A 22,061-nucleotide genomic window follows, 5' to 3' on the forward strand; every position below is an offset into this window, starting at 1 on the left:
GGGCCACGATACGTGACTTGACCTCAAGTTTGGTCGAGGTTCTATCTTCGTGCACATGAACTACTCACACCCCGACAGCGAACTCGTCAACCAGCCCATCGGCTACTGGAGCTGGGCCGCATACAAGGCCGTCGTCACGCATATCAGGGCCGGGCTGGCCGAGTTCGGCGTGAGCCAGCCCCAGTGGTGGGTCCTCAACCAGGCGAATGACGAGCACGGGAAGACCCGGGCCGAGGTGACCGCGCTCCTCCAGGGTTACCTCGACGTGAAGGACACCCTCCAGGGCGAGATCGACGCCCTGGTCGAACAGGAGTTGGCCGTCTTCGACGATGCGGGCCGGCTCCGGCTGACGTCCGAGGGCGAGGCCGTCCGGCTGCGGTGTGCGGAGCGGCAGAAGGCCATGTGGGCGGAACGGCACGACGGCATCACGGACGAGGAGTACCTCGTGACCCTCAAGGTGCTGCAGCGGATGATCCACAACACGGGCGGGCAGGCCTGGCACCACTGAGCACGACACAGCGCACCGCCCGAGGAGTGCATCGTCCGAGTTGCACCTGCGGGCGCATCACGGCGATGCTCTCCGGATGATCGACAAGTCCGCCCACCACCCCGTCCTGGAGCCCACCGGCGACCCGGCCGACGGCGTGGAGGGCAGCGCGCTGCTCGTCACGGACGACGAACTGGCCGCCGCCGACGACTACGAGGTCGCCGACTACCGGCGCACCCTGGTGCCGCTGGCCTCGGGCGCCGAGGCGTGGGTGTACGCCCCCGCCGCAGGCTAGCGCCGGAGCCCGCGTGTGCCGCACTCCTGTACCGCGGGAACACCCTTGTGGTACACGGTAGTTGACAGAAAGCACCCGATTGCGGGAGGCGGGGGAATGAGCGACAGGGTCAGTGGCGTGGTGCGCTGGTTCAACCAGGCCAGGGGTTACGGGTACATCAACGGCGACGACGGCTCCGAGGTGCGGGTGACCCGCGAGGCCATCGACGACCTCACCTTCGTCACCGAGGGCATGCGGGTGACGTACGTGCCCGCCATGGACACGGACGGCACCGTCCACGCGGAGCACGTGCGCGTCGTCGAGTGAGACGGACGAATCAAGAGAGCCGAGCGAGCAGGGAGGCGCGGGTCACCCCGGTGCCACCGCGCCGACCTCCCGTTCCCGGCCGCCCGGGTGCCGGTGGCGCCAGATCCAGAAGACCGCGCAGGACACCGTCGCCCACACGCCCAGCACCACGAAGGGGAGGGCGTGCTGGTGGCTCCGGAAGTACACCGCCGTGTGCTGGGCGTTGACCGAGGCGCCCGGCGGGAGCCAGCGGCCGATCGAGCCCAGCAGTGAGGGGAGCAGCGGCCAGGAGACCGCGCCGCCGGAGGACGGGTTGCCCAGCATGACCAGCACGGCCCACGTCGGAAGCATCGCCCACCGGCCGATGAGGGTGTTGCACATGGTGAAGAACATGCCCGACGTGAACATCGTGAACGCGAGGATCAGCCAGGACTCGACGAACGGCAGCCGCACTGCGCCCAGTCCCCAGTCCACGATGGCCGTGATGGCGAAGCCGCCCAGGAGTGCGTAGGCGATGGTGAAGACGATGCGCTCGGCCGGGGTGAGGTCGCGGGCGTGCACGCTCAGCTGGATGGAGCCGATCATTCCGACGACCACCGCGGCGAGCGTGATGTAGAAGAGAGCGAGGCCCCGCGGGTCGCCCGGCTGGAGCGGGTTGACGTCCCGCACGGTCACCGGCACGCCGATGGACGCGCCGACCTCGGGCGCAGCCGTGGCCAGCAGCTGCGCCACGGTGGCTCCGGAGGCCCCGGAGACGTCCAGTCCAGGGGTGCTGCCGGGGCGCTCCCGGAGGATCGCGAAGACCTGCTGTTCGTCCACCGCGTTCCGGGCGGCCCGGTAGGTGGCGTAGTGGTGCAGCTCCAGTTCGGCGTCCAGGGCCTTCTCCATGCCCTGGACGAACGCGGCGCGCTTGACCTTGGACTCGGCCACCCCGGTGACGGCCACCGGGACGCGGTGCGGCGTGGGGTTGGCCATGGCGTAGGAGTACGAACCGGCGAACAGCCCGGCGGCCGCGGCCACGAGGAGGACGAGCACCGTGGCCGGCAGGTACGGCGAGTGGCGGAACGCCGTCCAGAGCTCGCCGGGGCGCTTGCGCCGCCCGGCGGCGCCGGTACGGTCTCCGCCGTCGCCGCTCCCGTCCGCCATGGGGTCACCATAAGCGGATATGCCGGATCCAGCAGGTTGCGTCATGTTTCAGCCGAGCCGGCCGGGGCTCAGCTTCCGCAGATGGGAGACACCTCGCCCGTGCCCGTGAAGACCGCGTACCCGTCGCAGCCTCCGGGGTGCTGCGAGAAGTGGTACTGCAGGTGCCAGGGCGGCGTGCCCATCGGCTTCACGAGGGACACGTACCGGTAGGCGTCACCGTGCCCGGCGGCTTCCAGCCGGTCGTACGCCTGGTCCGGGGTCATCGCGGGGAGCTCGCCGATCGTCAGCACGCCCATCCACCGGCCGGTGTGCGGGGTGACGGGACCGAGGGTGCCGTCGAGGCTTCCGCTGATCTCCTCCGAGGAGTTGTCGCGGTTGTTGAACACGAACCGCCAGTGCGTCACCCGGTCCATGTCCCGCACCGGCCCGCCGGGCGAGTCCCCCGCCGCGAGCATCAGCACGGCTTGCGGGTGCGCGGCACGGACCCGGTCCGTGGCCCGTTCGACGAGCTCGGGGAGCGAGAGCTGCTCCGCGGTACGGCCCGGGCCGTCCTGCACCATGACGGTCACCTTCCAGAGGACGACCAGGTGGGGACACGCCCGGCCGGGCTCCGGAATACAGCGCTTGTAGGCCTCGATGCCCGTGGTGCCGGGCTGTTGCGTGCGGAAGTCCGCCATGGCGTTGCCGTTCTGGGAGGTCAACGCCGTTGTCCGGTCGGCGACTTCGGCGTCGTCCGCCGTCGGCAGGCTCCACGCCCAGGTGGCGTCCGGCGAGCGGGATCCGGTGAGCCGGACCCGCAGGTCCGTACCGCTCTGCACGGTCAGCGTGCGGCCGTCGTCGGCATCGGTGAGCGTCACGTCGGCGACGCCCGCCGCCCCGGCCCGGACCGGGGCGTGCACTGTGGCCGGGGCGGGAGATGCCGCGACTCCCAGCAGCGCTCCCACGGCCAGTGGCACGGTCAGCAGGGCTGTGAGCCTCATGTCGTCCGTCCTCACGTGTGTCGGGGGGTGTCTGACCGCCCCAACACTGCCCGCCCGGCCCGGAACCTGTCCTCACCACATCACGCCATCTCCTGACCGCCGCGGCGCTCGCGCCACGACGTGAGAACCTCCTCCACGTCGAACGGGGCGAGCTGCAGCGGCGGTCCGGGGGGTGGCATCCTGAGGGCCGCGGCGATCTTCTCGTTGATCTCCTCGACGATCCGCCGGACCTGCGCCTCCGTCCCGGCGCCGGCCGCGGCGGCCAGGGCGTCCTCGGCCTCCTTGCGCAGGGCGAGCGCCGGCGGGAGGAAGGAGATCTGCTCGCGGCGCATCTTCTCCTTGACCCACCAGTTCTCGTCGTAGGGCCTGTGCGCGTCGCCGGGCAGGGGCTTGCCGAAGCCCGGCAGCTTCGCGAAGTCGCCCCGTTCCTCCGCCGCGCGGATCTGCTGCTCGACCCACGACTCGAAGCGGACGCCCGGCGGTTTGCGTTCGGTCACTGTGCGCTCCTTCCGAGGAGCCGTCGCCCGGCCCCGCGCCGGGCTCCCCTCTCCAGTGTGCCGGTCGCCGGAGCGCTACTGGCCGCGGACCTCCACGCAGGCGCGCCCGTAGTGCTCGGGCTTGACGTCCTTGCTGATCTCGGACGTCTTCCAGCTGTCGACGCAGACCTTCGTGTGGTCGGGGACGACGCGGCCCAGGGCCACGCCGTACTTCTGGCCGGCGCGCCAGTGCCGCGCTGCGCTCTTGCCCTGCAGGCCGGGGGGACCGTGCAGCTCGAAGTAGCCGAAGAAGTCACCGCCCTTCGCGGGCGTGGCCGTGGCCCGGGCGACGTACCGGCCGCTGTTGTCGACGGTGAGGCAGACCGGCCCCTCACACGCCGTACCCGCGAAGGCCGCGGGGCCGGAGGCCAGGAACACCGCCGCGGCACCCACCGCGCTCACCACCGTGCGCACCGCCCAACGCGCTTTCGTCACCGTACGCTTCATCCGCTCCGCCCTCTGCAGTTACGACAGTCCCGACGGTCCCGATGACCGTCCGTCGTCCGCCGAGGCTGGCAGCAATCCCCGTGCCGTACGCCCCCATTGCGGGAGGAAACCCCCGAAGGGGGGATGTGCATACGGGCCGTGCGCCCCCATGCAACCGTTTCGCTCCCCCATGAGTCATACACCATGCATCTCCCATTGAGCCCATTGAGGAGAAAACAGGGGGAAAGATGATGTATATGCCAGTACGTCGTGCGGCGGCTGTCGGCGCATCCGCACTCTTGATCACTTCGGGCACGCTCCTGGCCGCCGTTCCGGCCGGTGCCCAGACGCCCTCGGCCGCAACGGCCGCCGTGGCGAAGCCGGTCCCGCCGAAGGGCAAGGTGGTGTCCAAACTGCCGCTGTCCATACGCGAGCGCCCGACGCAGTCGTCCACGTACCTCGGCGCCCTCAAGCCGGGGACGGTCGTCGAACTGTCCTGCAAGAAGCACGGGGCGAACGTGAACGGGAACGACCTGTGGTACCTGCTCGGCAACGGCAAGCCCGGCTACGTCGCTGCGCGTTACGTGCAGAACCTGTCGCCGGTGCCGCTGTGCAAGTGAGGCACGTGAGCGCGAGATGAAGCGCGGGGGCGGGCCGGGCCCGCCCCCGTCGCCGTCTCACTGCCCAAGGGCGCGCTCCACGGCGTCGAAGACGCGGTGGATCAGCGCCCGTTGCTCGTCGGCGAAGTCCTCCGCGCGCTCGCCGGCCAGCAGGCGGCGGACCGCGGTCAGGTAGGCGGTGCGGTAGGCGGCGACGGTCAGTGCCGCGGCCAGCCGCGGGCCTTCGTCGCCGGGACCGGCGCCGCACTCCTCCGCGATGGCGCGGGCAAGCGCGTCCTCCACCTCTTCGACGCCTTCGCGGGCACGGGCCTGCAGCGCGGGCGAGTCGATGACGACCTGCCAGAAGTTCACGAACCGGTCGGCCACTCCCGCCAACGGGTGCCGCTGGTCGTGGAGTTCGAGCAGCGTCCGGCGCACCGCCTCCGTCGGGGAGTGCTCCGGCTCCCGCTCCCGGACCGCGCGGCCGACGAGCTCGACGGCCTCCGGGATGCGGTCGAGGAAGAGATCCTCCTTGCGCGGGAAGTAGTTGAAGACCGTCATGGCCGAGACCTGCGCGGCCTCCGCGACCTCCGCGACGGTCACGTGGTCGAAGCCGCGCGCGCAGAACAGCTCCGTGGCCGCGTCGGAGATGCGCTGCCGCGTCTGCCGCTTCTTCCGTTCGCGCAGCGTCAGGCCCTGCGGGGACGGCTGCCGGGCCCCCGGGCTCTCGCTGTGATCCTTGTGATCCTTGTGATCCTCCACGTCAAAATTATATAGCGGCCACATCTTTTTAGTGACTACAGTGAGTGCCATGGAAGACATGACCCAGGAAGTCAGGGCCACGGACTACGACGTCGTGGTGGCGGGCGCCGGCCCCACGGGCCTCATGCTGGCCTGCGAACTCGCGCTGGCAGGGACGGCCGTGGTCGTCGTCGAGCGACTGCCGGAGCCCGACAGGACGATCAAGGCGGGGGCCATCAACGCGCCCAGCGCGGTGGCGTTCGACCGGCGGGGCCTGCTGCCCGCCATGGCCGCGGTGCAGGAGCTCCGTCTCACGGAGGTCACGGAGTTCCTGCGCACGCACGCCCCCGAGGGGCAGGCGGCGAAGAGCGCGCCGAAGTTCGTGGGCCACTTCGCGGGCATACCGCTGTACGGCAACCTGCTGGACACGTCCGACCCCGACTTCGCCCACCTCGGCCCGGCGGGCGACGTCGGCCTGGTGCCCCAGGCCGACCTGGAGCGCGTGCTCCTCGAGCGCGCCGTCGCCCTGGGCGTGGAGCTGCGGCGGGGCGTGGAGCTCGAGGGGTTCGACGCGGACGACGAGGGCGTGAGCGTCCGCACGAGCGGGGGGACGATCCGCGCGGGCTGGCTGGTCGGCTGCGACGGCGGCCGCAGCACGGTCCGGCGGCTCGCGGGCTTCGACTTCCCCGGCACCGACCCGGAGATCACCGGCCATCAGGCCGTGGTGGAGCTGGAGGGCGCGGAGGCCCTGGGCAGCGGCTGGCAGGGCACGGACACCGGCATCTACGTCCACGGCCCCTTCCCCGGCCGGATCCTCACCGTCGAGTTCGACGGCCCGCCGGCCGACCGGAACGCACCGGTGACCGCCGAGGAGCTGGAGACCAGCCTGCGCAAGGTCTCCGGAGCGGACGTCCGGATCACCAAGGTGCACACCGCCACCCGCTTCACCGACAACGCACGCCAGGCGAGCACCTATCGCAAGGGGCGCGTCCTGCTGGCCGGTGACGCGGCGCACGTGCACTCGCCGTTCGGCGGCCAGGGGCTGAACCTGGGCATCGGCGACGCGATGAACCTCGGCTGGAAGCTGGCCGCCACGGTGCACGGCACGGCCCCCGAGGGGCTGCTCGACACCTACACGGCCGAGCGGCACCCCATCGGCGCGTGGGTGCTGGAGTGGACGCGGGCGCAGATCGCGGTCATGCGGCTGACGCCGCACGCGCAGGCGCTGCGCGGCGTCGTGCGCGATCTGATGGACACCGTCACGGGCACCACGTACTTCGTCAAGAAGATCCTGGGCGTCTGGCAGGCGTACGACCTGCCGGGCGACCATCCGCTGACGGGCCACAGCGCGCCGGACCTCGTCTTCGCCGACGGCACGCGCCTGGCCGATCATCTCCACGACGGCAAGGCCTTGTTGCTCGACCTCGGCGCCGCCGGACCCGGTCTCGCCGACCGGGCCGAGGGGTGCGGGGGCCGGGTGCGGACCGTCACGGCCCGGTGCACCTCGCACCCGGACCTTGCGGCGCTGCTGGTGCGGCCCGACGGCTTCGTCGCGTGGGCCACGGACGGCGACGAGGACCTCAACGGGCTCGACGCCGCGCTCGGGCAGTGGTTCGGGGCGGCTCAGTCGCGCGGCGCGAGCAGCACGACCGCGGCGGAGTAGGGCGCGAGGGCGGAGGGCACCCGGCCGTGCTGCGTGGCCGGGTCCTTGTCGCCCTGCTGCCATGTCAGCGTGCGGTCGGCGCGGTAGCCCCGGGGCAGGTTCAGGTGGATCTTCTGCGTCTGCCGGGGGTCCTTGTTGACCACCACGACCGCGAGCGTGCCGTCGGCCCGGCGGACCGCATGCGTGGTGAGGGTGTCGCTGCCGCCGGAGACGGCGGTGGCGAGGGTGCTGCCGCCGCCCTTGAGTGCGGTGGTCAGCAGCTGCATCGTGTAGTACGGCGCGAAGGGCGTGCCCACCGGGGGCTGGCACTGCTTGCCCTTCTTGTCGCCCTTGTCGACGGTGAAGCACGCTCCTGACGACAGCAGGCCGAGATCGCCCCAGTTGGCGGTGCCCGTGTTCAAGGGGCCGTTGTACAGGGCCCACCAGTCGATGTCGGAAGCACCGTTCTCCAGGAGCGACAGGTTGTTGTCCAGCAGGTAGAGGGCTCCCACGGCGTTGTCCTGCTGCTGGGTGGCGTTGAGCGTCGCGGAGTTGCTCTCGCCGACGGTGACCGCGATGCGGTGCCCCGGCCCCGAGGCCCGGTCCAGGTCGGTGCGCAGGGCGCGCAGGACGGGGCCGGTGGCCGCGGTGTCGGCCAGCACGTCGGCGTCGCTCTGCTTGTGGCTGAAGGCGGCGTGGTACCAGTGGATGTCGGCGAAGTCGACGGCGCGGGCCAGGCCGGGGGTGTTGAGGACGGTGTCGTCCCACTCCTTCATGGCCTTGTTGAAGCCGGGTTCGTTCAGCTTCGCCGGGTCGTAGGGGAACAGCCCGATGCCGATCCGGATGCCGGGGTCGACGGCCTTCATCGCCTCGGAGTAGGCGATGACGTTGCGGGCGTAGGCGGCCGGGGACTTGTCGGGGTGGGCGTCGGGCTCGTGCGGAAAGTCGCGGCCGGGGATGGTGAACCAGCCGTTGAGGTAGGTCTCCTCGCCGATGACCCAGTCGCGGACGCCGTAGTGGCGGGTCTTGTTGGCGTAGCGCACCCAGGCGGCCGCCTCTCGGGGGTCGCCGGGCTTGGGGTGGCCGGGGGTGCTGGGGTCGGTCTTGGTGTCGGTCGGGCCCGTCCCGTAGTTGACGTGCACGAGCATGCGGGCGTCGGCAGCGCGTGCGGTGGCGGCGAACCGGTCGAAGCTGAACTCGGGGTTCAGGTCCTCGTATCCGCCGTTGTTCTTGCCGTTGGGGTCGGGGCTGAGCCAGCCTCCGTGGTCGAAGTGGTAGAGGTCGGTGGGCCCTCCGGCGTTGAAGGAGAGCGTCCTGATGCCCGCCTTGCGGAGGAGGCCGGGTGTCCTGGCATCCTTCAGATAGGGGTTCCAGAAGGGCGTGTTGACGCCGATGGCGGTGGCGGAGACGGTGTTGGTGACCCGCCCGCCGACCGTGATCTCCGCACCTTCCGGTGCTCCCGCCGCCGCGCCGGGCGCCGAGGCGATTCCCGCCAGGGCTGCGGTGGCGACGGCTAAGGCGACGATGCGCTTGGACAAGGCCAAGTCCTCTCGGTGGATGAACCTTTGCGTTCACCATCGTCGCAAGTGAGCGGCACACCGGTGCAGTTGGCCATGTCACCGGTGCGAGCTGACAGATGTCACATGCGGATCGCGGCCGGCCTCGCGGCGGCAGTCCGCCGGCCCGGCGCCTCCGGACCGGGCGACACGCCCATATCACCGCAATGCACCTATTTTGACATTGAATGATTAATGGTGGGAGGTGCTTCCGACCCCTGCGAAGGACGCCCATGTGATGCTCCCCCGAAAGCCTCGCCATTCCCTTCTCGCAGGGGTCGCCCACGGCTCTCCGCGACGGGCCCTGGGGACGCTCCTCCTGCTCGCGCTGGTGGCCCTGGCGGCCGCCGTGGGCGGGCACGGCGTGGGCGAGCGGCTGGCACCGGGCGGGTGGACCCCGGCCACGGCGCAGTCGACCCGGGCCGACGCCTTCCTCGCGTCGCACTTCGGCGGCGGCGAGCCGCACCTGGTGCTGGTCGTCACCTCGGACGGGCAGGTCGACGCGCCCGCGGCGGCGGACGCGGGCCGGGCGCTGACCGGGCGTCTGGCGTCCGACCCGCACACGGCCTGGGTGCGGGGCTACTGGCCGCAGCAGGTGCCCGAGCTGCGGAGCCGGGACGGGCACAGCGCCGTGGTCGCCGTGCGGTTCCACGGCGACGAACGGGCCGTGCTGGCGGCCAGCAAGGCCGTGACGGCCCGGGAGACCGGGCACGCGGGACCGTTGCAGGTCTCGGCCGCCGGCGAGGCCGCGCTGTTCGCCGAGATGGAACGGCTGAGCACCGAGGGCGCGCTGGTCGCCGAGCTGATCGTGGCGCCGCTGGTGCTGCTGATCCTGCTGTGGATCTTCGGCAGTCTGGTCGCCGCGCTGCTGCCCGTGCTCGTGGGCGGCTTCGCGGTCGTCACCACGACCGCCGTGCTGCGGCTGCTCAGCGAGGTGATGACGGTGTCGGTGTTCGTGCTGAACATCGCCACCGCGCTCGGCTTCGGGCTCGCCGTCGACTACTGCCTGCTGATGGTCAGCCGGTACCGCGAGGAGCTCGCCGCGGGAGCGCAGCCCGTGCAGGCCGCCGAGCGGGCCCTGGGCACCGCGGGGCGGGCGGTGGCGTTCTCCGCGACGACCGTGGCGGCGGCGCTGGGTGCGCTGATGGTCTTCCCGCTGCCGCTGACCCGCTCGCTGGCCGTCGGCGGGGCGGCCGTGGCGGTGTGCTCGGCGGCCGGCGCCCTGCTGGTGCTGCCCGCGATGCTGGTGCTGCTGGGCGCGCGCGTCAACCGCTTCGACCTGTTCGCCCGTTGGCGGCGCGGCGCCCGCCGGCCGGTGGCGCAGGGCCGCTGGTACCGGCTGGCGATGTGGGTGACGCGGCGCCCGGCGGCCGTCGCCGTGGGCACCCTGCTGGTGCTCGGGGTGCTGGCCGCGCCGGGGGCCGGGGTGCGGTTCGGCATGTACGACGACCGCATCCTGCCGCCCTCCTCGCCGGTGGCCCGGGCCTCGCAGCGGCTGCGCACGGACTTCGCCGCGGAGGCCGAGGACACGGCCACGGTGGTGCTGCCGGGTCTGCGCATCGCGCCCCCGGCCGAGGCCCTGACCGCCGACGCGCCCGAGGCCGGCCCGGGCGCGGCATCCGCCGCGGCGGCCGTGCACGGCTACGCCGCGCGGCTGTCGCAGCTGCCGGGCGTGCGGCAGGTGCAGACGGCGACCGGCACGTACCGCAACGGCCGGCTCACGGCCGACGCGGACGCCCGGGGGACGGGCTTCGCCGGGCCCGCCGGGACCTGGCTGAGCATCACCCCGGCGGTGCCGTCGGTGCTGTCCCCGGAGGGCCGGCTGCTGACCGAACGGCTGCGCAGGGAGCCCGCCCCCGCCCCCGCACTGGTGGGCGGCTCCGGGGCCCGGATGACCGACACCGAGGACGCGCTGAGCAACCGGCTGCCCGCCGCGATCCTGCTCACCGTGGCCGCCACGCTGGTGCTGCTGTTCGCCTACACCCGCAGCCTGCTGGTGCCCGTCAAGGCCGTGCTGCTCAACGCCCTCAGCCTGGCGGCCACGTTCGGGATCATCGTCGCGGTCTTCCAGCAGGGCCGGCTGGAGTGGCTGATCGGGCCGCTCAACGCCCCGGACACCACCGATGTCATCATCCCCGCGGTGATGTTCTGCACGGCCTTCGGTCTGTCGATGGACTACGAGGTCTTCCTGCTCTCCCGCATCCTGGAGGAGCACCGCAACGGCACGGAGACCCGTCTCGCGGTGGCCACCGGACTGCAGCGCACCGCGCGGCTGTTCACGTCGGCGGCGCTGGTGTTCGCCGTCGTCATGGCCTCCCTCGCCGCCTGCGACCTGGCCATGCTGCAGCTCATCGGCTTCGGCCTGGCCGTCGCCGTCGTCCTGGACTGCACCCTGGTGCGGGCCCTGCTGGTCCCGGCCGTCATGTGCCTGGCGGGCCGGGCGAATTGGTGGCCCGCACGCGGCGCACGGAGCCGGCGGGACGGGCCGTAGCGGAGGGCATGACTCCGCAAACGGCCGTCAACTTCGCGTTTAGGCAAAACATTCGATATCAAGCGTCAAATACTCTTGATCTGCGCATGACCATCCCGTGAGATCGCGACAGCCGCTCCGTGCGGCTCCGGTCCTCTCAGGGAGATTTCATGCACGCAGCTCGTCTCCGGTCGCGCGTCGCGGCCGCAACGGCCGTCACCGCCGCCCTCACCGCCGTTGCGCTCACGGCCGCCCCGCTGACCGGGGCCACCGTCGCCGCGCACGCTGCGACGATCCCCCACACCAAGGCGGTTCCGGCCAGCGCCGGCCACACCCTGGTGCGCGCCGTGGGCAGCCCGCTCTCCATCGAGCAGTGCCAGGCCAAGTTCAAGCTGAACTGCTACGACCCGATCCAGTACCGCAAGGCGTACAACCTGGAGCCGCTGTACAAGGCCGGCATCACCGGCAAGGGCCGCACGATCGTCATCGTCGACTCCTTCGGCTCGCCGACGATCCAGCACGACCTGGACGTCTACAGCAAGCAGTTCGGCATACCCAGCACCAAGGTCGACGTCGTCAAGTGGGGCAACGTCCCCGCGTTCGACCCCAAGAACCCGGACATGACCGGCTGGGCCGGCGAGACCACCCTCGACGTCGAGATGGCGCACGCCGTGGCGCCCGACGCGAAGATCGTCCTGGTCGAGACGGCGGTCGCCGAGACCGAGGGCACCACCGGTCTGCCGGAGATGATGGACGCCGAGAAGGCCATGATCGACCGCGGCGTCGGCGACGTGATCAGCCAGAGCTTCGGCGCGACGGAGAACACCTTCCCCGGCTTCGACAAGGGCGACTTCTCCAGCATCAAGAACCTGCGGTACGCCTTCCAGGACGCCGCGAAGAAGCACGTGACCGTGCTCGCCTCCTCCGGTGACGGCGGCGCCACCGACAACACGGCCGACGGCAAGGGCTACTACAAGGAGCGCGTCAACTCCTGGCCCTCGTCCGACCCGCTGGTGACCTCCATCGGCGGCACCCAGCTGCACCTCGACGACAAGGGCAACCGCGTCAAGCCGGACAGCGTCTACAACGACCACGGCGCGGGCGGCGGCGGCCAGTCGCACGTCTTCGGCCGGCCGTCCTTCCAGAACGGCGTCAAGAACATCGTCGGCAGCCGCCGCGGCACCCCGGACATCTCGATGGCCGCCGCGGTCGACGGCGGTGCCTGGATCTACTCCAGCTACGACCCGACCGCGACCGGCTGGGACATCACCGGCGGCACCAGCGAGGCCTGCCCGCTGTTCTCCGGCATCGTGGCCCTGGCCGACCAGGCCGCCGGGCACCGCGTGGGCAACATCAACGAGGCGCTGTACACGCTGTACAAGCAGTCCGCGCACGGCAAGAACACCGGCATCGTCGACGTCAACGACGGTACGAACAACAGCTACCAGGGCGTCGAGGGCTACACCGCGGTCAACGGCTACGACATGGCGACCGGCGTCGGCACCGTGGACGCCGCCCGCTTCGTCCCGGCTCTCGCCCGGGCGAGCCACCGCGGCTGACGCACCGTAGGACACTCACCCGCAAGGGTGCCGGGGGAGCAGGGAACACCCTGCTCCCCCGGCCTGTTTGACCGGCCGTCACCAACCGTGAGCGGACAACTGCGTGTCGTACCGGGGCCGAGCCTCGTTGAGCGCATCGGGGGCCGTTCCCCCGCCTGCTTCGCCGTCGAGAGCAAGGATCTGTGATGCGCCTGTTCCGCACTGCGGTCTCCGCCCTGGGAGGCCTCCTCCTCGCCGTCTCGCTGCCTGCCGTCACGGCAAGCGCCTCCAGCGGCGAGTTCCACTGGAGGGGCCCCGGGGGGAAGCCCTACTTCATCACCAACCCGCCGGACAACAAGTGCCTCGCCCTGGAACAGGAGGCGCGCCAGGCGGAGAACCAGACCAAGGGCGTCGCCGTGGTCTACGCGGACAAGGGCTGCAAGGGCGCGGAGCACCGCCTCGGCCACGGGCAGAAGGCCCCCGCCAAGTTCCTCTTCAAGAGCGTGAGGTTCGGCGGCCACTGAGCCGTCCGCCGCACGTCATTCGTCGCACGTCACTCGTTGTGCAGGGCCCTCCAGGTCCGGGGGCCGACGATGCCGTCGACGTGCAGGTGGTGCCGGCCCTGGAAGCCCCGTACCGCCCGCTCGGTCGCGGGGCCGAAGTCGCCGTCGACCTCGATGTCGTAGCCCCAGTAGACCAGCAGGCACTGGACCTCCTGCACCTTCTTGCCCTGGTCGCCGCGCGAGACGACATCGTTCCCGTCGTAGTAGAGGCAGCCGATGTAACCGGCCCGCTGCGCCGGTTGTTCGTGCGCCGGTGCGGCAGCGGCCGGAACGGCCACCGCGGTGGTCACGGCGAGGGCCGCGCCGAGCAGGCCGGTGAGGGCGGTGGTCCTTCTCGTCCTCGAGAACGTCGGCTTCGCGATCGTCGTCTTCATGGTCTCCCGCTTCCGTCGGTCGGGGTTCCTGCACCCGCAAAGATAGGGAGACGCACGGCTCCGGGGCGTCCCGCACGGGGTGGAGATCCGTCCTGCACCCGGGGCGGTAGACCGCCTCCCTCTCCACCCCGCGCAGCAGCCGGGCGGGGCACGCCTGTCGGCCTTCTTCCGCCGTACCCGCCCCGCCCCTACCCTGGCCTCCGATGACCACGACCGGGAACCGGGGGCAGGGCGCCGGGCTGCGGCGCGACGCGGTGGGCATGCGCGAGGTGCTGTTCCAGAGCATCACCTCGATGGCCCCCGGGGCCGCCATCGCGGCCTCGATCCCCAGCGGTGCGGCCTTCGCGGGCGGCAGCCTGCCGCTGTCCGTGCTGCTCGCCCTCTTCGCCTGTCTGCTGGCCGCTTCGTGCATCGGGGAGCTGGCGCGCCGCCTTCCGGCCGCCGGGTCGGTGGCGGCCTACAGCTCGCAGGGCCTGCACCCGGCGGCCGGTTTCCTCGTCGCGTGGGCGTACGTCTTCGTGGAGACGCTGGTCCCGGCGCTGTTGATGCTCCAGATCGGCTTCACCACGGCCGGGACGCTGCACGGCGAGTGGGCCGGGTACCCGGAGGACCTGTGGTGGCCGTGGGCGCTGGCGGGGGCGGCGGTCGTGATGGTCGCGGGCTTCTACGGGATCCGGGCCTCGGCGCGGCTCGGCACCGTCCTCGGCGTGCTGGAGATCGCGGTCTTCCTGGTCCTCACCGTCCTGCTGGTCGTCCGGGCCGGACCGGCCAACTCCCTCTCCGTGTTCACCACCGCGCACGCCCCCGGGGGCAGCGGCGCGGGCGGCGTGCTCGCGGGCGCCGCGTACTGCGTCCTGGGCTTCGCCGGGTTCGAGGCCGCGGCGCCGCTGGCGGAGGAGGCCCGGCGGCCGCGGCGCACGGTGCAGCGGGCGGTGGTCGGGGCGGCGTTGGGCGTCGGGCTGTTCTACGTGGCCGCCACCTACGCCATGACCGTCTTCTACGGGCCCGGGAGGTTCGCGGGGTTCGGGGTGGCCGGGGCGGCGTCGTGGAGCGGGGTGGCGCGGGCCTCGTTCGGGTTCTTCTGGGTGCTGGTGTTCCTGGCCGTCGTCAACTCCTGTGTGGCCAATGCCAATGCGGGTGTCAACGCGGCGACCCGCACGGCCTTCGCGTTCGGCCGCATCGGGGTGTGGCCGCGGGCCCTCGCCGTCGTGCACCCCCGGCACCGCTCCCCCGTGGTCGCCGTCGCCGTGCAGGGCGTGGTCACCCTGGCGGTGGCGCTGGGCCTCGGTGCCGCCTACGGCCCGACGACGGCCTTCTCGCTCCTGGCGACGGTCATCGTGACCGTGGTCATGGGGGTGTACATCGTGGCCGACCTCGCCTGTGCGGGCTTCTTCCTGCGCCGCCGGCGCGCGGAGTTGCGGCCCGTGCGCCATCTGCTCGTCCCGGCGCTGGGCGTGGTCGCGTTCGTGCCGGCCCTGCTGACGGCCGCGGGGCTGCCGGTCTTCTGGTTCGTCACCCGGCTCACGGCCCCCGTCTCGTACGCCGGTCCGGTGGTGGCCGTGTGGATGCTGCTCGGCGTGGTCCTGCTGCTGGTGCTGCGGCGGCGGCATCCGGAGCGGCTGGCCGCGATCGGGCGGATCCATCTCGACGAGGAAGACGAGCCCGACGGAGAAGCGGAGCTGCAGGACCATGAGTGATCCGAGGATCCTGACCGTACGGCCCGAACCGGGCGAGTTCGCCTGGACGTTCGGCGGCGCGCCGCCGGTGGCGCGGATCGCGCCCGGCACCGTGCTGGACCTGTACACGGAGGACTGCTTCGCGGGGCGGGTCCGCTCCGAGCAGGACCTGGTCTCGCGGGTGTGCGAGTTCCCCTTCCTCAACCCGCAGACGGGCCCGTTCCACGTGGAGGGCGCGGAGCCCGGGGACACGCTGGCCGTGCACTTCGTGTCCGTCGAACCGGCCCGCGACCGGGCCGCGTCCACCACCGTGCCGCTGTTCGGCGCGCTCACCTCCACGCACGCGACGGCCTCGTTGCACGAGCCGCTGCCGGAGGTCGTCTGGATGTGGCAGCTCGACCGGGCGCGCCGCACCTGCCTGTTCAGCGCCCGGGACAGCGACACCGAGATCGAGCTGCCGATGGATCCGATGCACGGCACGGTCGGTGTCGCGCCCGCGAACCTGGAGGTCCGCTCGGCACTCGTGCCCGACGCGCACGGCGGCAACATGGACACGCCCGAGATGCGGGCCGGGGTCACCTGCTTCCTCGGGGTGAACGTGGAGGGCGCACTGCTGAGCCTGGGCGACGGGCACGCACGGCAGGGCGAGGGCGAGACGTGCGGGGTGGCCGTGGAGTGCGCGATGAACACGGTCGTGATCGTCGAGCTGTTGAAGGGCGTCGCGACACCGTGGCCGCGCCTGGAGTCCGACACGCACATCATCTCCACCGGTTCCGCCCGCCCGTTGGAGGACGCCTTCCGGATCGCCCAGCTCGGCCTGGTGGACTGGCTGCACCGGGACTTCGGGCTGTCGCGGCTGGACGCCTACCAGCTGGTGACGCAGGCGTCCGAGTCGCCGCTGGCCAATGTCTGCGACGCGAACTACACGTGTGTGGCGAAGCTGCGGAGGGAGTGGCTGCCGCCGGGGAGTGCGCACCGGGGTGTGCACGGGCAACTGAGGGAGACTGCGGGGGCGTTGGGGTCGCCGGGGAAGAGGTAGGGGGGCGCGGGCGGTCGGGGCGGCGCCGGTCACTCCCCCGCCTCCGGGGTGGGGATCACCAGGGCCGGGCACGGACACGGACTCGTGGTCAGTCCCTACGATTGCGTGATCCGGTCGCGCAGCCAATCAGCAGTGTTGGGGGAAGCCCGCGAAGAACGCCGTAGACGGGAGAGATGTCGGGAACCGTGCGGTCTTCCGCATGGCCGACGTACGCCTGGATGAAGTATTCGTCCGCGATGCGGCGACCGGCCGGGGTTCGTGCGCTCAGGTCGTATGTCCCGAATTGGAGTGCAGCGCCGGTGAACCGGCCAACGGCACCTCTGTCTCTCAGCCGGAGCAGGGTGGCCAGGGCGAGTGTGGCTCCCGCGGAGCTCCCGCCGGTCGCAAGTCGGGACGTTCCGAAGTGGGCACCGGCTTCTTCGACGAGCCAGAGCGCCGCCGCTTCACAATCGTCGGGTGCCGCCGGCCAGGGGTGCTCGGGGGCCAGCCGGTAGTCGACGCTGACAACGGCGAGGTGCAGGGCGTCTGCGAGCTCGCGGTTGCGTCTGTCTCCTTGCGCTGCGGAGTCCATGGAGAACCCGCCGCCATGTATGTCCAGGTAGACGCCCCGCGGCGGACCGTCGACAGGAGTGAAGATCCTGACGGGAACGTGCGCTTCCGCGACTTCGACCGTCTCTTCGACGGCAGGCGGATCGGCGGCACGAGGAGCAGGCCTCTTCGCTCGGGCCTCCTCGAGCTCCTCCAGTGTGCTGGGGCCACGGCCTGCCGCCCTCGACTTGTAGAAGTCACGATGTCACAGGCGCGCGGGCATGGCTCAGGCCGAGACAGGCGTACGGGACAGGGCGGTGCGCAGCGCGAAGACGCCGAGCAAGCCGCCTGACGCGAACCGCTGAGCGGTCATCACGCGTGGTCGGGCGGCCAGAAACCCCGACACCCGTGCTGCGCCCAGCATGATCAGAGCGTTCGCGGAGATCCCCACGGTGATCTGTACGCCACCGAGCTGGAGCAGTTGCGCCCAGTCCGGGCCCGCCTGCGGATCCATGAACTGGGGCAGAAGAGCGGCGTACATGAGAGCGATCTTGGGGTTGAGCAGGTTGGTCAGGAGTCCCATCGAGAACAGGCGGAGGTCAGAGACCGGAGGCAGGTCCCGGGCCGGGGCGAAGGGCGAGCGGCCACCGGGCTTGAGCATGGCCCAGGCCAGGTAGGCGAGGTAGGCGGCCCCGGCGAGCTTGACCACCATGAACGCCAGCGGTACGGCGGCGAACAACGCGGACAGGCCCGCGGCCGCGGCCAGCAGGTAGCAAAGGAATCCCACGGCGGTCCCGCTCAGGCTGACCAGGCCCGCCCTGCGGCCCTGGGTGATCGCGCGAGAGGCGAGGTGGATCATGTTGGGTCCCGGAGTCAGGGCCATGCCCAGTTCGACCAGGGCCACTCCCCCCACTGCGGCCAGACTGATCAACGGTCAACTCCTGGTCGTTCGCCGGGTATCTGATACCCGGAGTGAAGCGGCGCCCGGCTGCGACGGGCGGCTGCGACGCATCGGCAGTGCCAGCATCGCCTGCCTCAGGATACGGCCCTGCCGTTCGGTGTCTCCGTGCGCCCTGACTCCAGCCGACCGCCGGCATCGACGACTGCAGTCGGATCGCCCACGTCGCGTCGGCGATCTCCGCGTGATCGGCCGGACAGGTCCCAGCACGAGTCTGGAAGACCCAGGGCTGAGCCCGGCACACCGGTGAACGGAAAGAGCCCCGCCGCTCAGGGGCGTGAGCGGCGGGACCCTGCCTGGGCCCCTGCCTGTCCGCTAGGGGTGCAGCTCCACCCAGTCGACGACCGTGTTGCCCGGTACCCCGTTGTAGTCGTCACACGGGTCGGACTGGTGCTGGAGCTTGGCGTGGTGCTTCTCTCCGGGGTTGTACGCCCAGGCGTAGACCGCCCATCCGGAGTTGACACAGACCATGCTGACCCCTGTGATGGGGCCGATGGGATAGCTGCCCGGGTCGTTGTAGCAGCGCCTGTTGCCAGGGGTGTAGACGGCAAAGGCACAGTCCGACGCCGCTGCGGCCGTCTTGGTCACGCGGACCCCGTCGTCGGACGAGGCAGGCGGGGAGGCGGAGGCGGAGGTCGCCCCCAGGAAGCCGAGGCTCGCGACGAGGACGGACGCGGCGGCGACGATTCTTCGCGGTGTGTTCACCGTGCTCCTTCGGATACGAGGATCGGAACGTGAGGAAGAGGGCACGCTCAGATGCTGCCGTTCGTCCCGCGCCAACGACAGGACGTCCAGCGGACGTTTAGCGGACGTTCTCGCCGGGTGGTCACAGTGGTGGTCACAGTCGGGACGTCAATCCGTGCGGCCCGAGGCCGCTCGGTCCGGGTCCGTAGGACGGGGAGAGGACATGGCCGAACGGTTCGACACAGTGCTGCGCGCCTACCGGCGGCAGGCCGGGCTGACCCAGGAGGATCTGGCGGAGCGGGCGGGGCTGTCGGCCCGGACCATCCGCGCGCTGGAGTCCGGACAGGGGCGGGTGCCCCGCCCCGCCTCGGTGCGCGAAGTCGCAAAAGCCCTCGGGCTGGAGGCGGACGACCGACGGCGCCTGCTCGCCACGGCCGCAGCCGCGGCCGACGGGCCGGAGGGGGCGGCGGAGACCGGGCACCTCGGGCACCGACGGTATCTGCCGTACGACATACCGGACTTCACCGGGCGCACCGCCGAGGTGGCCCGGCTCACCGAGCTGGTCGGCAGCGGCACCGCGAGCGCCGTGCTGGTCTCCGCGATCGACGGCATGGCGGGCGTCGGCAAGACCACGCTGGCGGTGCACTCCGCCCATCTCATGGCCGGGAGGTTCCCGGACGGCCAGTTCTACTGCGACCTCCATGGCTTCACCCCGGGCTACGACCCGGTGGGGCCGGCGTCGGCACTGGAGGTCCTTCTGCGCATGGCCGGTGTCGACGGCGCGCGCATCCCGCACACCCTGCAGGAGCGGTCGGCCCTGTGGCGCACCACGCTGTCGGACTGGCGGGCGCTGGTGGTGCTGGACAACGCCGCCACCGCGGAGCAGGTGCGTCCGCTGCTGCCCGGCTCCGCCTCGTGCGCGGTACTGGTGACCTCGCGGCGGCGGCTCCTGGCCCTGGAAGGCGCCGTCCCGCTCTCGCTCGACGTGCTGCCCGAAGCGGAGGCGTGCGCGCTGGTGGCCCGGATCGCGGGACACCACCGGGTCGCCGACGCGCCCGAAGCGGTCGCCGAGATCGCCGAGTTGTGCGGCCACCTGCCGCTGGCCATCCGGATGGCGGCGGCCCGGCTCGCCCACCGGCCCGCGTGGACGGCCCGGGACCTCGCCACCGAGCTCCGTGCGGGACGCGTCCGGTCCGGCCCCGGCGGCAACGAGCAGGCGGTCAGCGCAGCCTTCGCCCTCTCCTATGCGCGCCTCGACCCGGGCTGTCAGCGGCTGTTCCGGCTGCTCGGCCTGCACCCCGGCGCCGACCTCGACGCGTACGCGGCTGCGGCCCTGGCGGACACGGACGTGGCGACGGCAGGGCAGTGGCTGGAGGAACTCGTCGACGTACACCTGCTGGGGCAGTACACACCCCACCGCTATCAACTGCACGACCTGCTCCGCCGGCACACGCAGGAAATCCTGCAGGAGAACGAGCCGCCCGCAGACCGGGAAGAGGCGGAGCTACGGCTCCTCGACCACTATCTGCACACCGCGCTGAGCGCCCGCCCCGTGGTGGCTCCGGGGCAGCGGCTGCTCCCGTTCGAGGTCGCCCACCCGCCCGCCGGCACCCCGGACGTGAGCGACCGGGCCTCTGCCCTGGCCTGGTACGAGGCCGAGCACGCCAACCTCGTCGCGATGATCACGCACGCCGCCGCACGCGGCAGGAACGAGCACGTCTGGCAGTACACCCATGTCCTGCAGCACTTCTTCGACATCCGGGGACGCACCCTGGACTGGGTCACCACCCACGAACTCGCCCTGGCCGCCACCGAGAGCCTCGACAACCGCCTGGCCCACTCCGAGACCCTGAGGAGTCTCGCCATCGGCTGTTGGCATGCCGGGCGCCACGAGGACGCCTTCCGTCGGGGGCTGGAGGCGCTGGCCCTGTGCCAGGAGATCGGCGACGCGTGGGGCGAGGCCGTCACCCTCACCAACTTCGGTATCGCACAAGAGCAGTTGGGGCAGATCGAGGAGGCCATCGACCTCCACCGGCAGGCCCTCGCCCTCTACGGCGGCATCGACGGCGACGTCGACGCCGCCTGGGGCGAGGCCCTGAGCCTGACCAGCCTGGGCACGGCCCACGCCCAACTGGGGCAGGCCACGGAGGCCCTCGACCACCACCGGCGGGCGCTCGACCGCTACCGCTTGATCGGCGACCCGTGGGGCGAGGCCCGCACCTTGACGAACATGGGCGCCGGTTACCGGCAGCTGGGACGGTTCGGCGAAGCCATCACCCACCACGCCCGCGCGCTCTCCCTCAACCGCCGGATGGGCGACCGGCGCGCGGAGAGCGAGGTCCTCAACGACCTCGGCGCCACCTACCACGCGGCAGGCCGCCGCGACACCGCCCACCGTCGGCACCAGCGGGCGCTGGACATCGCCCGCGCCATCGACAGCAGCCTGCAGACCGCCCGTGCCCATCAGGGCATCGCCCGTGCCCTGATGGACGACGACCCCGACGCCGCCTGCCACCACGCCGAGCAGGCACTCGTGGCCGACGGCGAGCTGAGCGCCCCCGAGGCCGCCGAACTCACCGCGTTCCTCGACGGCCGGAGCGGGCTGTTCAAGAGGTAGGACCCGACCAGTAGGCGTCCGGCCACCGCTTCGCGTCGGGGCTGAACTCGACCTCGGCCTTGTCGGCCGCGTCGGGCGGCAGCGAGAAGGCGTACTTGCCGACCATTTCCTTGCCGGGCAGGACGTAGCCGGTGATGACCTTCTGACGTCCGCTTCCGTCGATCACCAGTTCCGCGGAGGCACCCTTGGCATCGTTGACGCTGGGCAGTCCCGTCTCGACCGAGACCCGCTCCGTGCCGGTGTTGACGACGGTGACCGTCACCTCGACGGCCTTGTTGCCCTTCGCGTGGCCGAACACATAGTCGTCCGGGGTGAACGGCTGCAGCTCGGCCACCGTCACCTTCAGGCCGTTGCCGAACGTGTACGACTGGCCGAACGACAGGTGCCTGGCCTTCTCCTCCGCCTTCTTCTTCTCGTCCTCCGCGGCCGCCGACTCCTTCACCTCGACGGCCTTCGCACGCACGTCGTCGGCGGTCTTCTTCACCACCACCGCGGCGAACACACCGACGCCGGCCGAGATCAGCAGACCGGCCCCGCCCAGGATCACACCGGCCAGCGCCATCGCCCTGTTGGTCGCCAGCCCCTTGCGCGCGTGACTCAGCCCGACGAAGCCGAAGACCACGGCCAGCAGGGCCGGCAGCCAGGACACCCAGAACAGGACCACGGCCAGACCGAGGACCACACCGATGATGCCGAGCACCAGAGCGGTGACACCCATGCCGTTGCGGGCCTGCGGCATCGGCGCCGGGTACGGATGCCAGTGCGAAGCGGCGGGTCCCGCCTGCGGTGGGCCCCACGGATCCCGGTCGGCCGGCTCCTGGGCCACAGGGTTCTGCTCACCGGGCGGAACGGGCATGGTCACGGAAGTCCTTCAGGTAGGTCGAATTGACTCGCCGACGACACTACCAGCCGTTTTTACCG

General features: G+C 71.5%; 21 protein-coding genes and 1 pseudogene. 11 read left to right on the forward strand and 11 right to left on the reverse strand.

Going from position 1 to position 22,061, the window contains the following annotated elements; all coding sequences use genetic code 11:
• Positions 1-55 precede the first annotated feature (55 nt).
• The 3 genes from ACMATS_RS03595 (at position 56) to ACMATS_RS03605 (ending at position 1,088) form a co-directional block, all read left to right on the forward strand.
• Positions 56-508: a MarR family winged helix-turn-helix transcriptional regulator gene (locus ACMATS_RS03595; RefSeq protein WP_414166845.1), complete on the forward strand. Its 453-nt coding sequence runs from the start codon at positions 56-58 to the stop codon at positions 506-508.
• A gap of 40 nt (positions 509-548) precedes the next feature.
• Complete coding sequence (locus ACMATS_RS03600) at positions 549-782, forward strand: gamma-glutamylcyclotransferase (RefSeq protein ID WP_414166846.1); 234 nt, start codon at positions 549-551, stop codon at positions 780-782.
• Positions 783-878: 96 nt separating this feature from the next.
• Entirely contained in the window at positions 879-1,088 is a 210-nt protein-coding gene (locus ACMATS_RS03605) for a cold shock domain-containing protein (RefSeq protein ID WP_390778897.1), read from the forward strand.
• A gap of 42 nt (positions 1,089-1,130) precedes the next feature.
• Here the strand turns inward: ACMATS_RS03605 and ACMATS_RS03610 are convergent, their stop codons facing one another.
• The 4 genes from ACMATS_RS03610 to ACMATS_RS03625 all read right to left on the reverse strand — a co-directional run bounded on the left by ACMATS_RS03610 (position 1,131) and on the right by ACMATS_RS03625 (position 4,164).
• The gene (locus tag ACMATS_RS03610) at positions 1,131-2,213 is read right to left on the reverse strand and encodes an ABC transporter permease (RefSeq protein ID WP_390778896.1); all 1,083 of its coding nucleotides are present in this window, start codon (positions 2,211-2,213) and stop codon (positions 1,131-1,133) included.
• Between the two features lie 68 nt (positions 2,214-2,281).
• Complete coding sequence (locus tag ACMATS_RS03615) at positions 2,282-3,193, reverse strand: hypothetical protein (protein WP_414166847.1); 912 nt, start codon at positions 3,191-3,193, stop codon at positions 2,282-2,284.
• An 80-nt stretch (positions 3,194-3,273) separates the two neighbouring features.
• Entirely contained in the window at positions 3,274-3,690 is a 417-nt protein-coding gene (locus ACMATS_RS03620; protein WP_390778894.1) for a DUF1992 domain-containing protein, read from the reverse strand.
• 75 nt (positions 3,691-3,765) lie between these two features.
• Positions 3,766-4,164: a hypothetical protein gene (locus ACMATS_RS03625; protein WP_390778893.1), complete on the reverse strand. Its 399-nt coding sequence runs from the start codon at positions 4,162-4,164 to the stop codon at positions 3,766-3,768.
• Between the two features lie 248 nt (positions 4,165-4,412).
• Here ACMATS_RS03625 and ACMATS_RS03630 point away from each other — a divergent pair, with 248 nt between their 5' ends.
• Entirely contained in the window at positions 4,413-4,775 is a 363-nt protein-coding gene (locus ACMATS_RS03630; protein WP_391149699.1) for an SH3 domain-containing protein, read from the forward strand.
• 57 nt (positions 4,776-4,832) lie between these two features.
• Here the strand turns inward: ACMATS_RS03630 and ACMATS_RS03635 are convergent, their stop codons facing one another.
• Complete coding sequence (locus ACMATS_RS03635) at positions 4,833-5,516, reverse strand: TetR/AcrR family transcriptional regulator (protein WP_414166848.1); 684 nt, start codon at positions 5,514-5,516, stop codon at positions 4,833-4,835.
• Between the two features lie 58 nt (positions 5,517-5,574).
• Between ACMATS_RS03635 and ACMATS_RS03640 the strand changes: the two genes are divergently transcribed.
• Positions 5,575-7,158 (forward strand): FAD-dependent monooxygenase, encoded by a 1,584-nt coding sequence (locus ACMATS_RS03640; protein WP_414170650.1) that lies wholly within the window; start codon positions 5,575-5,577, stop codon positions 7,156-7,158.
• Here ACMATS_RS03640 and ACMATS_RS03645 read toward each other — a convergent pair.
• Positions 7,119-8,675, reverse strand: coding sequence for a hypothetical protein (locus ACMATS_RS03645; RefSeq protein WP_414166849.1), 1,557 nt, complete (start codon positions 8,673-8,675; stop codon positions 7,119-7,121). The two genes, ACMATS_RS03640 and ACMATS_RS03645, sit on opposite strands and share 40 nt — an antisense overlap.
• Positions 8,676-8,931: 256 nt before the next feature.
• On the opposite strand from ACMATS_RS03645, the gene ACMATS_RS03650 reads away from it, so the two are divergent.
• From ACMATS_RS03650 to ACMATS_RS03660, 3 genes are all read left to right on the forward strand, one after another.
• Positions 8,932-11,184, forward strand: coding sequence for an MMPL family transporter (locus ACMATS_RS03650; RefSeq protein WP_414166850.1), 2,253 nt, complete (start codon positions 8,932-8,934; stop codon positions 11,182-11,184).
• 149 nt (positions 11,185-11,333) lie between these two features.
• Complete coding sequence (locus tag ACMATS_RS03655; RefSeq protein ID WP_414166851.1) at positions 11,334-12,722, forward strand: S8 family serine peptidase; 1,389 nt, start codon at positions 11,334-11,336, stop codon at positions 12,720-12,722.
• A 185-nt stretch (positions 12,723-12,907) separates the two neighbouring features.
• Positions 12,908-13,225 (forward strand): hypothetical protein, encoded by a 318-nt coding sequence (locus ACMATS_RS03660; RefSeq protein WP_414166852.1) that lies wholly within the window; start codon positions 12,908-12,910, stop codon positions 13,223-13,225.
• Between the two features lie 29 nt (positions 13,226-13,254).
• Here the strand turns inward: ACMATS_RS03660 and ACMATS_RS03665 are convergent, their stop codons facing one another.
• Positions 13,255-13,638 carry a peptidoglycan-binding domain-containing protein gene (locus ACMATS_RS03665; RefSeq protein ID WP_391149692.1) on the reverse strand — a complete coding sequence of 128 codons (384 nt, stop codon included), beginning with the start codon at positions 13,636-13,638 and terminating at the stop codon, positions 13,255-13,257.
• 203 nt (positions 13,639-13,841) lie between these two features.
• Here ACMATS_RS03665 and ACMATS_RS03670 point away from each other — a divergent pair, with 203 nt between their 5' ends.
• Positions 13,842-15,335: an APC family permease gene (locus ACMATS_RS03670; protein ID WP_390778885.1), complete on the forward strand. Its 1,494-nt coding sequence runs from the start codon at positions 13,842-13,844 to the stop codon at positions 15,333-15,335.
• Positions 15,328-16,353 carry an acetamidase/formamidase family protein gene (locus tag ACMATS_RS03675; RefSeq protein WP_414166853.1) on the forward strand — a complete coding sequence of 342 codons (1,026 nt, stop codon included), beginning with the start codon at positions 15,328-15,330 and terminating at the stop codon, positions 16,351-16,353. The genes ACMATS_RS03670 and ACMATS_RS03675 overlap by 8 nt, the downstream gene beginning before the upstream one ends.
• A 124-nt stretch (positions 16,354-16,477) precedes the next feature.
• On the opposite strand, the pseudogene ACMATS_RS03680 reads toward ACMATS_RS03675, so the two are convergent.
• The 3 genes and pseudogenes from ACMATS_RS03680 to ACMATS_RS03690 all read right to left on the reverse strand — a co-directional run.
• A pseudogene (locus tag ACMATS_RS03680) lies at positions 16,478-17,143 on the reverse strand (alpha/beta hydrolase fold domain-containing protein); the annotation flags it as partial.
• 24 nt (positions 17,144-17,167) lie between these two features.
• Positions 17,168-17,812 carry a LysE family translocator gene (locus ACMATS_RS03685; RefSeq protein ID WP_414166854.1) on the reverse strand — a complete coding sequence of 215 codons (645 nt, stop codon included), beginning with the start codon at positions 17,810-17,812 and terminating at the stop codon, positions 17,168-17,170.
• Between the two features lie 342 nt (positions 17,813-18,154).
• The gene (locus ACMATS_RS03690; RefSeq protein WP_390778882.1) at positions 18,155-18,544 is read right to left on the reverse strand and encodes a hypothetical protein; all 390 of its coding nucleotides are present in this window, start codon (positions 18,542-18,544) and stop codon (positions 18,155-18,157) included.
• A 202-nt stretch (positions 18,545-18,746) separates the two neighbouring features.
• Here ACMATS_RS03690 and ACMATS_RS03695 point away from each other — a divergent pair, with 202 nt between their 5' ends.
• Positions 18,747-21,140 (forward strand): ATP-binding protein, encoded by a 2,394-nt coding sequence (locus ACMATS_RS03695; RefSeq protein ID WP_414166855.1) that lies wholly within the window; start codon positions 18,747-18,749, stop codon positions 21,138-21,140.
• On the opposite strand, the gene ACMATS_RS03700 is transcribed toward ACMATS_RS03695, so the two are convergent.
• Positions 21,130-21,996: a DUF4190 domain-containing protein gene (locus tag ACMATS_RS03700; protein WP_414166856.1), complete on the reverse strand. Its 867-nt coding sequence runs from the start codon at positions 21,994-21,996 to the stop codon at positions 21,130-21,132. The genes ACMATS_RS03695 and ACMATS_RS03700 overlap by 11 nt on opposite strands.
• Positions 21,997-22,061 lie beyond the last annotated feature (65 nt).

The organism is Streptoverticillium reticulum (assembly GCF_047456005.1).
Classification (GTDB): domain Bacteria; phylum Actinomycetota; class Actinomycetes; order Streptomycetales; family Streptomycetaceae; genus Streptomyces; species Streptomyces reticulum.

Excerpts from the sequence above, each read along its gene's own strand:
- ACMATS_RS03655 (WP_414166851.1), top strand. The coding sequence starts at position 11,334 with ATGCACGCAGCTCGTCTCCGGTCGCGCGTCGCGGCCGCAACGGCCGTC.
- ACMATS_RS03630 (WP_391149699.1), top strand. The coding sequence starts at position 4,413 with ATGCCAGTACGTCGTGCGGCGGCTGTCGGCGCATCCGCACTCTTGATC.
- ACMATS_RS03670 (WP_390778885.1), top strand. The coding sequence starts at position 13,842 with ATGACCACGACCGGGAACCGGGGGCAGGGCGCCGGGCTGCGGCGCGAC.
- ACMATS_RS03615 (WP_414166847.1), bottom strand. The coding sequence starts at position 3,193 with ATGAGGCTCACAGCCCTGCTGACCGTGCCACTGGCCGTGGGAGCGCTG.
- ACMATS_RS03605 (WP_390778897.1), top strand. The coding sequence starts at position 879 with ATGAGCGACAGGGTCAGTGGCGTGGTGCGCTGGTTCAACCAGGCCAGG.
- ACMATS_RS03700 (WP_414166856.1), bottom strand. The coding sequence starts at position 21,996 with ATGCCCGTTCCGCCCGGTGAGCAGAACCCTGTGGCCCAGGAGCCGGCC.
- ACMATS_RS03640 (WP_414170650.1), top strand. The coding sequence starts at position 5,575 with ATGACCCAGGAAGTCAGGGCCACGGACTACGACGTCGTGGTGGCGGGC.
- ACMATS_RS03675 (WP_414166853.1), top strand. The coding sequence starts at position 15,328 with ATGAGTGATCCGAGGATCCTGACCGTACGGCCCGAACCGGGCGAGTTC.
- ACMATS_RS03650 (WP_414166850.1), top strand. The coding sequence starts at position 8,932 with ATGCTCCCCCGAAAGCCTCGCCATTCCCTTCTCGCAGGGGTCGCCCAC.
- ACMATS_RS03660 (WP_414166852.1), top strand. The coding sequence starts at position 12,908 with ATGCGCCTGTTCCGCACTGCGGTCTCCGCCCTGGGAGGCCTCCTCCTC.
- ACMATS_RS03665 (WP_391149692.1), bottom strand. The coding sequence starts at position 13,638 with ATGAAGACGACGATCGCGAAGCCGACGTTCTCGAGGACGAGAAGGACC.
- ACMATS_RS03595 (WP_414166845.1), top strand. The coding sequence starts at position 56 with ATGAACTACTCACACCCCGACAGCGAACTCGTCAACCAGCCCATCGGC.
- ACMATS_RS03610 (WP_390778896.1), bottom strand. The coding sequence starts at position 2,213 with ATGGCGGACGGGAGCGGCGACGGCGGAGACCGTACCGGCGCCGCCGGG.
- ACMATS_RS03695 (WP_414166855.1), top strand. The coding sequence starts at position 18,747 with ATGGCCGAACGGTTCGACACAGTGCTGCGCGCCTACCGGCGGCAGGCC.